Consider the following 15941-nt stretch of genomic DNA (forward strand, 5'->3'; position numbering starts at 1 on the left):
CTGGATTTATATGCAGTTGTACTGCCTTCTAGGTTTTCGGTGCGGTTGACCTTATCGGTAATGAAAGCGAATCGGGTTCGCCGGGGTGTCACGGGTGTTGAGAAACCATGTAGTCCGCGGTGTGCGGGACCCCCGGTTCGGGAAGCCAGCCTGAAGTAGTGAAGAAGTCCACATAATTTCGTACTATTTCTCCCGTCAAGGGTGGGCATTGCCCGCCGAGAGCGACGTCTGTATCGAAGGTATCAATATCGGGGTAGAACGTGGCGCTGTCTGCCAGCATCATGTCGAATGCGTCCAGAAGAGGGAGGATCGCGTTGTCGCGTTGGGCTGTGATATCGGCTCTCCACAGCTCGTATGGCAGTTCGGTGAGTGTGTATCCGAAGTCCGTTAGGTGGGCGATCATGTCCGCGAAGTCGATCGAATTGGGGGTGTCGATATGGAAAACGCGGCCCTCGCTTGTTGCCATCCCCGATAGACGTCGAATTGCGTTGGCTGCATAGTCCACTGGAACCATGTGCAAGGGGGCATGCAGCGCTTGTGGATAAGAACCTGCCTGAATCAGCCCTTTGAGCGACATCCACACATAATCTCTTTTTTGGCATGCTCCGGTCACGCGATCGCCCGAAATCAGGTCCACGCGATATATCGTTACCGGAAGCCCTCTCTTTCGTGCCAGCCCAATGATCTCTTCCGCCACCCACTTGCTTTGGGTGTAGCCGCTGGGCAGTGCGTCGCCGGGGCCAGCCGGGTCACTGACACGGAGAGGGACACCCGGTTTTACGGGTCCCGCGTACACGCCCGTAGTCGATACATGATGCAGCGGAACTGTTCGGTACAGAGCAGCAAGACGCAACAACTCGACTGTTCCATTGACATTGACAGGCTTGAGAGCTCCATAGGGTTGTAGCCAGTTGACCTGGGCTCCTGCGTGGTAGACGACGTCTATCGTCGATGCAAGCCGATCGAAGGTTTCGGGTGTCAGACCGAGCAAAACAGAGCCGAGGTCGCCCACGATGACCTCGACGCGGGACAGGTCTGCTTCGATTCGATACCAGGCCAAGTTTTCCCGCAATTTACGCCAGGCGTCCTCTGAGTTCGTGGCGCGTATGAGACAGAATATTCGGGCTTGCGTCGATTGCAGCAGCTCGCGCAGGAGAAAGGCACCAAGGAAACCTGTTGCACCGGTGAGCAACACCTTCTCAAGGTGTTCGTTTTCAGAAAGGCGTACGTCAGCGGGCACCACGTCTTCAGGAAGTGTTATTTCTAGGTTCCAGTGCACATTGTCCTGATCAGAATTGCCGCCCGACGTGAACTGGCTTGCGAGGTAATCGGCCAATGCAACGGGAGTGGGATGGTCGAAGAGTGTGGTGAGAGGCAAGGCCAGCCCGGATGCAGCGGCGAGGCGGTTGCGAAGCTCGACCGACAGAAGTGAGTCGAAGCCAAGTTCTGGGAAAGCGGATCTCACGGGGATCGAGTCACTGTCTGACTGGCCCAGCACGTCGCTCACTGCCGCGAGCACTTCGGCGAGCACTACTGTTGTGCGTTCCTGATCGTCGAGCAGGCTTATACGCTCGCCCCAAGGCTCCGAATCGGTCATTTCGGTCAAGCTGGGCCGCAGCGGTGTACGAACTATCTCTCGGAAAACTGCTGGGATCTGATCTGGGCGGCTGCTCATGGCCGCCTCGTCGAGCGGAGTAGATACGATTACCGCTGCTCCGTCTCGAACCGAGGCGTCTAGGGCTGCCATGCCGAGGGCAGGACCGATCGAAAGATAACCAGCACGTTCTATCCGGCGGCGGTCACTAGGCTTGAGGTGTCGGGTAACGCTGCTGTTCAAGTCCCACAGGCCCCACGCTATAGACGTGGCCGGCTTGCCTTGGGCGGCTCGCACCGCAGCGATTCCATCGAGATATGCGTTCGCAGCTGCGTAGTTGGCCTGGCCCGCACCGCCGATCGTCGCGGCGAGGGAAGAAAACATAACGAAGGCATCAACCTCTCCGACAAGATCATTCAGGTGACGTGCACCATCTGCCTTTGCCGCAAGGACAGAGTGAAGGTCGGCTGAGGTGAGGTTTTCGATGAGTGCGTCGTTTGTGACGCCCGCGGCGTGTATGACGCCGTTGATCGGCTGTGTCGCCAATAACTGCGCCACATCGTCTCGGTCGGATATGTCGCAGGCGACTACAGATGCCGCCGCTCCGAGTCCCTGGAGCTCGTCGACCAGTGCTTGTGCGCCGTCCGCAGATATACCGCTGCGGCTGCTCAGTACGAGCTTCTGTATCCCGTGTTCGGTGACCAAGTGGCGTGCGAGAATTCTTCCTAGGGTGCCTGTACCCCCAGTAATCAACACGGTTCCATGCCAACGCCCGGAAGGGGCCGTGGTGGTGGGCAGGCCCCGTGTGAGTCGTGGAACCCAGAGCTGACCGTTGCGCATGGCGACTTGTGGCTCGTTCGAGGCAACAGCACGGGCGATGGCATCGTTGGAGGGGCTTGTGTCGGCGTCTACCAGTACGAATTTATCTGGATGCTCGGATTGAGCTGATCGAACCAGTCCCCAAACACCAGAACCGCATAGGTCGCGGACAGGCTCACCGGATACAGAGAATGCGCCGTGGGTCACTACGACCAATTTGGCTTGTCTACCTTGAAGAATCCAACGTTGAACGGATTCGAGCGTGGCCAGGACGCGTTCATGGAGATCCAACTCTGATGAGTGACTTACGATCTCGACTTCGCTCCCAGAAATATTGGTTGGGGCGGACAAGGGCATCCAGCTCGGTCGTAGGAGCGTGTCTGACGGACGTAGTCGAGCAGAGGACATGGCTTCGTCCGTGTACTGGGTCAGTTGGACTTCGTCGGCAACGGCAACGGTCGCCCCGGAGGGGGCCGCGAGCACAAGTGAAACTCTGTCGGTATCCGTGGCATTGATCAGCGCACGGACATGGGTGGCACCCTGGGCTGCGACCTCCACACCGCGCCAAAGTGTAGGTGTCCATCCAGGCCGTGCCAATCCCAGAACTCCCGCCAAAAGTTCTGGATGCAGAGAGAATCCGTCGATGGGATCTTGGATCTCCGCGACGACACGGGTTTGCCTATTGTTGATGCCCGCGGTCCCTGCAGATTGCTCGGGCCAATGCCCGATTTCTGTAGAAGGGTGATTCGATGGTGTCAAGAAGCCGTCTGCGTGCAGAGTCCACGATTGCTGGGTTTGAACCCGAGAGTGAATTGCGAAGGCTCGCCGGCCTTGGGATGGTGCGTCAACGCGGACCTGAAGCTGGAGACCTCCCTTCGTAGGCAGCACGAGTGGCGTACGTACTGCTAAATGTTCAATCCGCGGTGTGCCTGTACGGTCTCCTGCGCTGATCGCGATGTCGACCAAAGCAGCGGCCATGGCCGCTGCTTGAGAGGCCCACGGATGACTGTGAGCAGTGATTGTCCCGGTAAGAAGAAGCTCGTCCCGTCCTGCAACCGTAAGTGGCGCATCGAGGATCGGGTGAGCGTCGGAGCTTGACCGGCTCCCGCTCGGACTGTCGACAACCCAGTGACGTTCGCGCTGGAACGGGTATGTATGTAGGTTCGTCGGTTTGCCGTCATGGCCTCTGAAGAATGCATCCCACGAGACATGCACCCCTCGGTTGTCTGCCGTGGCGAGACCATCGAGCAAGTCGACGACTTCGCGGTCGCCCTTCTGAAGACCGATAGCTCCTTCCCGGTCTGCGAGGATCATCGGCGTGAGTGCAGCGGATGGCCCAATCTCGATGAACGTGTCGATCCCTTCGGCGACCAGAGTGTCGATGCAGTCCGCGAACCGTACTGCCGCGCGTACGTGTCGAACCCAATGGTCGGAACCGAAGTCTGCAGAACTTCCTAGTCTTCCATCTACGTTTGACACAATCTGAATCTTCGGCTGGTGGTAGGAAACACCTTCTGCAATTCTTCGGAAGTCTTCGAGCATCGGTTCGACCAAAGAAGAATGAAAGGCATGGCTTACTTCCAGCGTCTTCGTTCGAACGCCGCCGGCTCTGAGCGTCTCCACGAAGTCGTGCAGTGCCTGTTGTGGCCCGGAAAGGACTACAGAGTCTGGACCATTGATTGCGGCGATTTCGACACCGGCAGGCAAGGGGTGCAGCTCATTTTCCGCAATTGCGGCGGCAATCATAATTCCACCGCTGGGTAGACCACCGAGCAAACGGCCACGTGCTGTTACCAGCAGGGCTGCGTCCGGTAGCGAGAATACTCCAGCCACGTACGCAGCGGTTAACTCGCCCAGAGAGTGACCCGCTACGAACTCAGGTCGTACGTTCCACGACTCCAACAGTCGATGCAAAGCAACTTGATAAGCAAAAAGGGAAGGTTGGGTGAATTCGGTGCGGTGCACCAAATCGGAATCTACGACTTCGCTCAGCTTACGACCCAGAATGGGGTCGATGATGTCAGAGACCTCACGGTAAGCCTCAGCGAAAACAGGGAAACGGGAATACAGTTCTGCACCCATTCCCGGCCTCTGAGACCCTTGCCCGCTGAACAGGAATGCAGCACGCCCTGCGGAGGCAGTGCTTCCGTCCCCGACCTTCTGTAAAGCATCAAGTAATTGGTTGTGGTCAGCTGCTACCACCGCGCCCCGTTGATCAAACCTTGTGCGTTGGGTCGCGAGAGAGTAGGCGAGGTCGGGTATCGATATTTCGGGATGTTCCTTCACGTGCTCAGTAAATGCAGCAACCTGGGCGCGAAACCCCCGAATTCCTTTTCCTGACAAAATGAAAGGCCACGGATTGCCGTCGTGGCCATTTCCTATTTGTTCAATTGCGGAAGAAGAACCCGCTTGCTCCACGATCAAGTGCGCATTGGTACCACTTACCCCGAAAGCCGAAACAGCACCACGCCTGGGTCTCCCGTTGGCGTGCCATGGACGTGCTTCCGTCAGCAGCCGAACTGAACCCGCTGACCAGTCCACAACGGTACTCGGTGAATCTACGTGGAGAGTCTTCGGCAAAACACCGTGTCGAATTGCCTGTATTACTTTAATTACGCCGCCCACTCCCGCAGCAGCGACACTGTGCCCGATGTTTGATTTGAAGGAACCCAACCACAGTGGTTCGTTACGATCTTTACCGTAAGTGGATATCAGAGCATTGGCCTCGATGGGATCGCCGAGCCGCGTTCCAGTGCCGTGCGCCTCAACTATGTCAACATCGGCGGGGGTGAGCCTCGCATCTGCGAGTGCATCCCGGATGACCTTCTCCTGTGCTCGACCGCTTGGTGCGGTGAGCCCGTTGGAAGCACCGTCGGAGTTGACCGCTGAACCGCGCAGGATCGCCAAGACGGGATGGCCGTTGCGCCGGGCGTCCGACAGGCGTTCGAGAAGTAGCAAGCCTGCACCCTCGGCCCAGGCAGTTCCGTCGGCGGATGCCGCAAATGATTTCGCGCGGCCGTCAGCGGACAATCCGCGCTGTTGCGAAAATTCAACGAACCCGCTCGGCGAACCGTACACAGTTGCTCCGCCGGCCAATGCAAGTGTCGATTCACCGCTTCGCAGCGACCGGATTGCCAGATGCAGCGCGACCAATGAAGACGAGCATGCGGTGTCTACCGTAATCGCAGGACCTTCGAGTCCGTATGTATACGAGATACGTCCAGAAGCAACACTGGACAGCTTGCCTGTCATCAGGAAGCCCTCTAGCTCCTGGGGTCCGGTCAGGCCGATGTAAGACTGCTCGCCGACCCCCGCGAAGACGGCTGTTCGGGTGCCGCGCAGATCGGCGGGCACTATGCCCGCCCGCTCGAATAACTCCCAGGAGACCTCCAACAACATCCGTTGCTGGGGGTCCATAGCTGCGGCTTCACGCGGAGAGATGCTGAAGAACCCTGCATCGAACTGCGTTGCGTGTTCTAAGAAGCCGCCTCTGTTCGTATAGGACTTCCCAGCCATGCCAGGTTCCGGATCGTACAAGCGTTCGGCGTCCCAACCGCGATCGGTAGGCCATTCCCCAGTGCCATCGATGCCCTGTTCGACCGTGCGCCACAGGTCCTCAGGACTCGTTATCCCACCGGGGTAGCGGCACGCCATCGAGACGACAGCGACCGGCTCCGGTTCGGTGGACTCGAGTTCAGCCACGCGTCGGTTCGCCTTCTGCAAGTCTGCGGTGACCCGCTTCAGGTACTCTAAGAGCTTCTTTTCATCTGTCATTCGAATTCACCTTTGCGGTCAAAATTCAGTCGTGGATGGCGCTAGTTATGGCTACCGGATTGGTTAATCTGAGGTACGGCCCAGTTGCGTGTCGATGAAGGCAAACAATTCCTCTGAAGTCGCGTCACTGAACGAGTCGCCCTCGACGTCAGTCGAGGTGTCGGGTGATGAACCTGACCAATGGCTGAGCAGAGCTTGGAGACGTCGGGCTACCGCGGTTCGATTGGTCGAGTCGCCGGCGGCCGTCAACGCCTTCTCCAAGCGATCGATCTCGGCATAGAGTGGATCGGGCTGCTCGGAAATTCGAGTCAGGTCGTCGGTGAGTGCCCTCGCCAGAGACGTCGGACTTGGATAGTCGAAGACAAGAGTTGCAGGTAGATCTATCCCGGTCGCCAAAACCAGTCGGTTGCGCAACTCGACCGCCATCATCGAGTCAAACCCGAGATCGCTGAAGGCCGGATCGGTGGTGACGATACCCACGTCGTGATGGCCGAGTACAAGCGCGATTTCGGTACGGACGCGATCCAAGACGGCTCTCTCCGCTTGCATTTCAGTGAGACCGTTGAGATCGAGTTTGGTAGGTCCTGACATCGACCCGTCCATGTCCACGTGCGGTGACGGGACCAGCTCGGCAAGTGCAGACGTGGTGGGTCCCTGGGCAGTGGCGACCGCGATAGCGAGGTCCTCTCCGGGGAGGACTGTGACCGCGACAGCCCGCCGACCCTGGGCGCGTCGCATGGCCGCCACTGCTTCTGCACAAGCTGCGACACTGGCACCTGCACGGTCTTGACTGCCGGCCAACGGAACGGCGAAGATCAGCATTCCTTCTGCGGGCACAACCTCGTTAGCGGTCAACACTTCCGTCACGTCATGCGCGACCACGATGGTGAGAGCGGCGGGTTCTCCCACGGCGACGATCTCCCGGTTGGCCAGGTCGGATGGCAGCTCAAACTCGGATGATAAGGCCACAGGACCGTCCTCAAGAGTGATCGTAGGTGCTCCGGCCTCGGCTTCGACCCGACGTGGAACCAGCACGACCCCTTTGCGAATCGCAATCAGTGGGTTGGATCTCGAAGCAATTGTTTCTGTGATTACGAGGTCACCATCGATGTCGATAGAAGACACACGACTTGGATTTGCTGAGCACGTCGCTGCGGCAAACCCCCACGCAGAAGCTTGTCCTGGGTCAGCCAGGTCGTCACTATCGACCCGTACACCACGAACAGACACGAGTAGGAGTGGGACATCGGCAAGTTTCTTCTCAGCGAGCCATTCATCTACTATCTGGGCATCAGTAACGGTCTCTTGCGAGAACAACGCGACCATGGCAAATTCCGCGCCACTGGTCTTTGCATCCACAACGTCAGACACATTTCCAAACGCATATGTCGCGCCACGCTGGTGCTCTCCCAATACCGCGAACGGCAGTGAAACATTGTTTGTAGTTACATTTGGCTCAATCCTTGTCCAGTTCACACACGAGTAGGGCGAAGGTTCCGTGGCGAACTCACGCAGAGAAACCTCGGCATAAACAATCTCGTCGACGTGAACTAGACCGCCTCTTACTTGCACGTTGCGCCATTCGACCGGACCTCGCCAATGTGTGTCTTCGATGCTTGCAGGGATCGCGGCGTCGAGCGCTTGTGGGTCGAAAACACAGCTGCGGTTGTCAAGTCTCGGAGCAGCCTCGACTTGAACTGCACCCGTCGCGGGTACTCCGACATCGACTACGGCGTGACCGTGAGCGTGTCTTACCCACGCCGCGTAATTGTCATCTGTGGAACCGTAGATCGTAACCTCGCGGGTCCCTTCAGAGTTTGGAGTCCCCAAGCGAACCTGCAGTCGAACCTCTCCGTGGACGATGATCGGTTTTTCGATGCTCAGCGAACGTAGGCCCTTGCAGCCGACATGTGTACCAGCGCTGACGGCCATCTCGACGAGGACTGCCGGCGGGACGATCGGTTTGTTCACCACGATGTGTCCCTTCAACCAGGGTAGTGACCGCTCGGAAATCGCACCGTAGAGCAGCGTCTCGCCACTGTCTGCCAACGGCACTATGGCACCGAGTACGGGGTGCTCGAGTACGGTCAGTCCGGTGGCTGCCGCTCCAAGTGGATACACTGTGGTCGGCTCAAGCCAGAAGCTCTCACGTTGAAAAGCGTATGGCGGCAGTGCCATTCGCCGACGATGTCCAAGAAGGGCGTCCCAGTTCACTTTAATTCCGCGAGCGTGCAAGATGCCGACGGTCGTTGCCAAGGTCGTTGATTCGTCTTGGTCCTTGCGCATGGAGGCCAGAGCCATGCTTCCCACAGGAAGCTGATCTGAAAGAAGTCCACTCAGAACTGCGGAGGGACCGATTTCCAGAACGGTGGTAGCTCCGAGAGTGACCAGTTCGGACGCCGCATCTGCGAACCGGACTGCCTCCCGAGCGTGATCGACCCAATGTTGGGGCTCGGTCAGAGCGTATCCCCCCGGCACGGTGGACAGTACGTCAATGGTCGGCTCGGAGTAGCTGAGAGATTCTGCTACTGAACCGAATTCGCTCAGAATTGGTTCCATGAGAGGGGAGTGGAATGCATGACTGGTGGCAAGTATGGTCGTGCGCCTGCCTCGACCGTCAAGCTGTTCCGTGACCGCACGTACAGCATCCGAGGCACCCGACACCACAACCGAGCGAGGTGAGTTGACTGCTGCGAGCGCACAACGGTCGACGTGCTCGGCGAGCAATGGGAGCACTTCGTCTTCGCCGGCGGCAACAGCAACCATCAGGCCGCCTTCGGGGAGAGCCTGCATCAGCCGGCCGCGTGCCGCGACCAACGTGACGGCGTCGGTCAGTGTCATAACGCCTGCAACGTAGGCAGCCACTATCTCGCCGATCGAGTGTCCCAGCAGGACGTCGGCAGTGATTCCCCAAGACCCCAATAGCTGGACTATCGCTACTTCTACGGCAAACAAGGCGGGTTGCGTATACTCCGTGCGGTCTAGACCCGGCTCGTCGCCGAACACAACATCGTGTAGCGATCGGTCGAGGTGCGCGTCGAATGCCGTACAAACGTCGTCGAACGCTGCTGCGTAGATGGGGTAACTCAGATACAGGCTGCGGCCCATTCCGGTTCGCTGGCTTCCCTGGCCGGTGAACGCAAACGCAAGTTTGCCAGGCTCCGCTTGGGGGAGCGGAGTCGCATCGCGCAACTTGATTGCGATATCGGCTCCCTCGGCCACAGCGACGACAGCAGCATGGTCGAACCGAGAACGCGTCGCCAGGTCTCTCGCGGCAGAAGCAACATCGATGTCACCCCCGGACATGCAATTGCCAAGCCGTACAAGCTGATCCCTCAAAGACTTGTCGGTTCTAGCGGACACGATGAGCGGAACCACGGTTGCCTTACTTTCGAAAAGCTGGTCGGGTGCGTCCGGCTGCTCGAGAACTACATGTGCGTTCGTTCCGCTGATACCGAAGGACGACACTCCGGCGCGTCGCAACTGGCCTTTAGGCCAACTCCTGGACTCAGTCAGCAATTCGACCGCTCCCATGCTCCAGTCGACATGCGGTGAAGGAGTGTCTACGTGCAGAGTGCGGGGGAGGACGCCGTGTTGTATTGCCTTGATCATTTTGATCACGCCGCCGACTCCGGCTGCGGCTTGAGTGTGACCGATATTCGATTTCAGCGATCCGAGGGCCAACGGGTACTTACGCGGTGTGCCGTAGACAGAGATGAGTGCATCGGCCTCAATGGGGTCTCCGAGCTTCGTGCCAGTACCGTGCGCTTCGATCACATCGATGTCCGAAGGTTCGAGACCCGCATCGTTGAGAGCTGCCCGTAGAACGCGTTGCTGCGATGCCCCGTTCGGGGCTGTCAAGCCGTTGGAAGCACCGTCCTGGTTGACGGCAGTGCCGCGAACGACTGCCAAAATGTGGTGACCTTTTGCCTTGGCGTCGGATTGGCGCTCCATCAGTAATAGGCCGGCACCTTCGGACCAGCCGGTGCCGTCGGCATCCGCGGAGAATGACTTGCAGCGACCGTCGGGTGACAGACCACGTTGCCGAGAAAACTCGATAAATGCAGTGGGGGTGGACATTACAGCTACTCCACCTGCCAGGGCGAGGTCGCATTCCCGGCTCCGCAGTGACTGGGCTGCGAGGTGAAGGGCAACCAGCGACGACGAGCATGCAGTGTCGACAGTCAAGGCCGGCCCTTCGAGCCCCAGTGTGTAGGAGATGCGGCCGGACGCGACACTTCCGAGAGTTCCTACCGCGAGGTGACCTTCTACTTCCGCAGCTGCGTTCTGCCCGTAGTCGTGATACATCACTCCTGCGAATACTCCCGTGCGGGTTCCACGCAGCGATGATGGATCGACGCCTGCGTCCTCGATTGCCTCCCATGCGGTCTCCAACAGGAGCCGCTGCTGTGGATCGGTTGCCAGTGCTTCGCGTGGTGAAAGCCCAAAGAATGGGGCATCGAACTCATCGGCGTCGTGGAGAAATCCGCCTTTTGTGCTGTATGTCTTCCCTGTCCTGTCTGGATCGGCATCGTAGAGTGTGTCGGTCTTCCAGCCCCGGTTTTCGGGGAAGTCGGTTATCGCGTCGCGTCCATCGATGACAAGCTCCCACAGGTCTTCTGGTGTCCTGACACCACCAGGAAAACGACACGCCATGCCCACGATTACGATCGGGTCGTCGGGGTCGGTGCTTCGCGAGGTGGCTTCGAGCGGTTCAGGACCGGGCGTTGTCTCGGTCTGGCGTTTCAACAGATGTGCCGCAAGAGCAACGGGGCTCGGGTAATCGAATACAAGCCCAGATGACAAAGCCAATCCCGTTGCCGCACTGAGTCGATTTCGCAGTTCGACCGATGTCAGAGAGTCGAAACCAAGTTCGGAGAACACTCGATCGGCGGGGATCTCGCTCAGATCCGTGTGTCCGAGTACATCGGCGGCCTGACGGCGAACGAGCTCCAGCGAGCTTGTTGCGGTCAGTTCTTGCGGGCCAGTTTCGGTCGATTTGGGCGTATGAACCAAGTGGCGCAGAAGCTCTGGTATCCGAGGACCACCCGAACGTAGCACTGCATTGCTCAAGCCGGTTATGGACACGACGCCGTCGGCTCGGTCGAAAGCCGTCAGGGCTGCGCTTGTCTCCAAGGGGCGAAGGCCCATATCAGCCACTCGGCGGTGGTCGGTTTGCCCCAAGCTCTCGGACATTGCACTCGATGTTGACCAGAGTCCCCAGCCCAACGAGGTCGCGGGAAGCCCTTGCGCGAGCCGATAGTGTGCGAGCGCGTCAAGGTATGCGTTGGCGGCGCTGTAGTTACTCTGACCGACAGTCCCCAGTACGCCGGCGATGGAGGAAAAAAGAACGAAAGCATCGAGATCCAACCCTTGTGTCATCTCATGCAAATTCCAAGCGGCGTCTACCTTCGGCCGAAGTACCGAATCCACTTGATCGGCCGTCAGGCTTGCGAAAATCCCGTCGTCGACGACGCCTGCCGCGTGTACGACAGCAGTCAACGGCAAATCGGAGGGTATGTCGGCGAGAAGAGCTGACAAAGAATCGCGATCGGCGACATCACAAGCCGCGACGACAACGTCGATGTTGTTCAGGTCAGTCAGGAGGTCGGGCGGAACGATGCCGGATCGTCCTACGAGGAGCAGCCGCTTGGCACCGTGTTCTGCGACGAGCCAGCGAGCAACTAGGCCACCTAGAGCTCCTCCCGCTCCGGTGACGAGCACAGTACCTCGATCCCACCTCTTCGGTTCGGTAGGAGAGGAGACCTTCACGAAGCGTGGAATCAGCAGTTCGCCATCACGAAGTGCGATTCGGCTGGTCCCCAGGCCAACCGCTGCGGCCAGGTCGTTCGCCGTTGCGGGGCCGTCCACCATGATCAACCGGCCTGGGTTCTCCGCTGCGGCGGAGCGTAGAAGGCCGAGTACGGCGGCTCCCGCTAGGTCGGTGGGCGCGTCCGGACCGTCGGCCCCATGGGTGAGAGCCAGGATCTTGGAATTGGATAGACGGGGCTCGGCGAGGAACGATCGGACGAGGGTCAGCGCATCCAGAACTGCAGTCCGCGCTGTATCGGGTCGCACACCGTCTGGGTAGAAGGGAATCACGACGACCGGCGGTGCAGCTTCGGCTACCGACTCCAAAGTCGGGTACCCCGGTAGTTCTGGGATCTCACCCAGTACCGCCATGCCATCTGGAAGTGCGTCAGCGCGGACCACCTGCTCCCAGCGGAGGGCCAAGATCGGTGCTGCGGATGCCGCCATGTTTGCTGGACGTAGGACCAGCGTGTCTACTTCGGCTACCGGTGTTCCGGCTCCGTCCATGACGGTGATTGCAACTGTGTCCTGTTCGTTTCGTACCAGCCGGACTCGGGCGGAGGATCCTAAGCGCGCACCGGCGGAGACGCCCGTCCAGCGGAATGGAAGTACATGGGTCCGTTCATCGATGGCACCCGGAAGCAAGATATGAAGGGCTGCGTCGAGTAAAGCCGGGTGCATCCCGTATGTAAGTGCTTCGGCGGTTAGCTCGTCGGGAAGGGCGATTTCGACGAAGATCTCGTCTGCTTTGGTCCAAGCGCGCGTCAGACCACGGAACGACGAACCGTATTCGTAACCTTGGTCCGCTACCCGATCGTAAAGATGCTCGACACTCACCTCGACCGACTCACTCGGGGGCCAGACATCGATCGTTGCGGATGGAGTGACGCCGGTCACTGTCAGCAAACCGGAAGCGCGAGCAGTCCAGGCTTCGTCGTCGCGTCGCGTGTAAACCTTGAAGAGCCGGGAGCCGTCGGCGGTCGGCCCGTCGACCATTATCTGGATATCGAGAAATCCATTCTCGGGCAGCTCGATTGGATCCGCCATCGTCAGATCTGCAATGAACGGAGTGTCGGTCACCGACCCAATGTGTGCAGCTATTTCCAGCAGTGCAGTTGCCGGCAACAAGAGTGTGCCGTGTATACGGTGATCAGCCATCCACGGGTAGTCGTCGATACTGACATGACAAAGAAAGACGCTCGCAGACTCGTCTGCCAGGGGAACTTCTCGGCCGACCAGAGGGTGTTGGCCGTGCTCGAATCCAACGGGGCCATCGTTTGCTCGTGAGTTTGTCCGATCGAGCCAGTACCTTCTGCGTTGGAACGAGTAGGTGGGGAGGTCCACCAGAGGGCCACGTCCGAAAAGACTCGTCCAGTCGACGCTGACGCCCCTGCAGTGGAGCCGGCCGAGGGCATCTACAACGGACTCGACTTCGCCCCGGCCGTTTCGGAGCGCGGGAATGGCCCCGATTGTGCCGGCGTCGATCAACCCGGACAGCGCTGGTTTGGGTCCAAGCTCCAAGACAGTGCTAACGCCTCGTTCGATCAGAACGCCCACCGCGGCATGAAAGCGAACCGGTTCGCGAACCTGCTGCACCCAGTACTCCAGTGATCCCCATTCCGCGTTCACCTTGGCGGTGGCGACTACAGGGATCGTCGGTGATGTGCTCGTGACTCCGGATCGAATCAAAGCGCTGCGAAATTCGGCAAGCATAGGCTCCATCAAGTGGGAGTGAAACGCGTGACTGACTGCGAGTCTGGATGTCTGTATACCGACGAGTGCCCTCTCCAGAGCGAGCACTTCGCTTTCGAGACCTGACACCACAACCGAGTTGGATCCATTGACCGCGGCAAGTCCAATTCCTGCGGTCAGAAGTGGACCTATTTCTGCCTCCGACGCCCCAACTGCGAGCATGGCTCCGCCGGTTGGAAGCGCACCCATCAGTCGACTGCGTAAGGACACGATCATCGCAGCATCGTGCAACGAGAGGGCCCCGGCTACATGCGCTGCGGCCAACTCGCCAATCGAATGGCCCACCAGCACGTCGGGTTGCAACCCCCAGGACTCGAACAATCGGAACAACGCAACTTCAAAGGCAAAGAGAGCTGGTTGGGCATATGCCGTTCGTTCGAGATCAGTCTCGGAAATCAATTCACGAAGAGGGCGATCCAGGAGCGGATCGAGTGCGTTGCACGAAGCATCGAACGACTGAGCGAACACTGGGAACCTCAAAGCTAGCTCTTGACCCATCAGAGCCCGCTGGCTGCCTTGTCCACTGAACACGAAGGCGGTCTTTCCCTTTGGGGCCGCTTCGACGCTGGTTTGCCCGCTCCGCAGGGCGGCGACCAACGATTTTCGATCGGTTCCTGTCACGGCTGTTCGGAACGGCAACGCCGCTCTGTGCTGGGTCAGGGCTGCGGCGATATCGACGTCGGATGCTGAGGAGGTCTCAGCCCAGTTCGCCAATTTCTGTACGTTCTCCTCTAGGGCAGTGGTGGTGCGGGCGGATAAGACCCATGGCACAGGGATGTTTGATTGCTGTGCGGCCGCCGCGGGGGAACCCCATATCTCGCCTTCGCGAGGTTTGTCGGGTTCTGACCGGTCCGTAGTCGAATGAGGTGCCTCGATGATCACGTGAGCATTGGTGCCGCCAAAACCGAACGAAGACACAGCAGCTCGTCTTGGCCGATCGACAGCTGGCCAGGCACGTGTTTCGGTGACTAGCTCGAGCTTCCCTGACTCCCAGTCGACGTGCGTGGAGGGAGTGTCGATATGCAGAGTCTTCGGCACTATGCCGTGGTGCATGGCTTGGACTAGTTTGATGATGCCACCGACCCCGGCTGCAGCTTGCGTATGACCGATGTTGGACTTGAGAGAGCCGAGCAGGATGGGGGCTGCGTCGGCGCGATTCTGGCCGTAGGTAGCGAGCACCGCGCGAGCCTCAATTGGGTCGCCGAGAGTTGTTCCGGTGCCGTGAGCTTCGATCACGTCGACGTCTTTTGGTTGCAGGCGGGCTGCGGCGAGCGCTTGCAGTATCACCCGCTCCTGGGCGGGAGCGCTCGGTGCCGTGAGTCCGTTGGACGCACCATCCGAGTTGACTGCAGACCCACGAACGACGGCCAGGACGCGGTGTCCATTTGCGGTCGCGTCCGAGAGTTTCTCGAGGACAAGTACGCCTACTCCTTCGGACCAGCCTGTCCCGTCAGCGGTATCAGAGAAAGACTTGCATCGACCATCGGCGGACAAACCCCGCAATCGTGAGAATTCAACGAATGCCGTTGGAGTCGACATGACTGTTACTCCGCCGGCCATGGCCAACGTGCATTCGTTGTTTCGCAACGATGCAGCAGCCAAATGCAACGAAACCAGTGACGAAGAGCATGCCGTGTCGACGGTGACTGTGGGTCCCTCGAATCCGAAAGTGTACGACAGCCGACCCGAAGCTATGCTGCCCGCGCTCCCACTGAACAAGTAGCCTTGCTCCTCAGGTGGCAGCCCCGAACGAGATCCATAATCGTTGTACATGACGCCCATGAACACACCGGTGCGACTGCCGCGCAGTTCGGTCGGATCAATACCTGCCCGCTCAGCAGCTTCCCAAGTGGTTTCGAGAAGAAGGCGCTGCTGCGGATCGACGGCGACGGCTTCTCGCGGCGACATGCCGAAGAAGTTCGCGTCGAAGCCTGCTGCATCGGACAGAAATCCGCCACCCATCGCGTAGACCTTGCCGACCCGGTCGGGATCCGGATCGTGTAGATCCGACGGCCAGCCACGGTCGTTCGGGAATGGGCCGATTGCGTCACCCCCGCCTGATACCAAGTCCCACAACTGTTCCGGGGAAGCGACACCCCCTGGGTAACGACATGCCATCCCGACAATTGCAATAGGTTCGTGTACGCGTTCTTCGGCTTCGCGTAACTTTCGTTTTGCATCTCGCGCGTCC

The 15941-nt window shown here is 59.2% G+C and carries 1 protein-coding gene and 1 pseudogene; both read right to left on the bottom strand.

What is annotated here, in order from left to right; translation table 11 throughout:
* Positions 1 to 88 precede the first annotated feature (88 nt).
* A complete protein-coding gene (locus ACODSO_RS06580; protein ID WP_489035946.1) occupies positions 89 to 6187 on the bottom strand; it encodes a thioester reductase domain-containing protein in 6099 nt (2032 codons plus the stop codon).
* Positions 6188 to 6343: 156 nt separating this feature from the next.
* A pseudogene (locus tag ACODSO_RS06585) lies at positions 6344 to 15886 on the bottom strand (type I polyketide synthase); the annotation flags it as partial.
* Positions 15887 to 15941: the final 55 nt, after the last annotated feature.

It is taken from the genome of Rhodococcus sp. FG69 (assembly GCF_057808915.1).